This window comes from Pseudomonas sp. SID14000 (genome assembly GCF_002165135.1).
Taxonomy (GTDB): domain Bacteria; phylum Pseudomonadota; class Gammaproteobacteria; order Pseudomonadales; family Pseudomonadaceae; genus Aquipseudomonas.
On sequence record NZ_NFZQ01000125.1, the window covers coordinates 1 to 418 of the forward strand.

The following is a 418-nucleotide window of genomic DNA, read 5'->3' on the forward strand; positions in this document are numbered from 1 at the left end:
CGGCTGTTCTCGATGTGCAGGAAGGGAACGCCGCGGCCGGCGGCCGACGCGCTCTGTATGTTGGTGGTGCCTTCGAGCCGGCCGCACGACTGCTCCCAGACGCGGCACACGCGCTGTCCTGCCGCGGCGATCAGGTCGGCGGCCCGCCGCACGTCGGACCCCGCGGCCGCGGCGCCGGGAGAGACGACGACATCATGACCGGGCGAGCTCTCGTCGGCGAACCCGTGCACCTGGACGGCGGGGAATCCGCGCGCGACGAGCACGTCGCAGACGGCGTCGAAGACCGTGTCCCGGCGGTGCGCGACATCCGCGGCGTTTCCCTGGCCGACGTCACGCGGCGCGCCGGCGAGCACCAGGACGCCACCCGGCACTCTGCTGAACAGATCCGCGCCGATCAGTTCACTGCGCAGGTCGGAGC

The 418-nt window shown here is 73.0% G+C and carries 1 protein-coding gene; it reads right to left on the reverse strand.

Features of this window, described 5'->3' with window-relative positions; genetic code table 11:
* Nucleotides 1-418: hypothetical protein (locus CAY82_RS27630; protein WP_218190863.1), on the reverse strand; the 418-nt coding region annotated here is incomplete at both ends.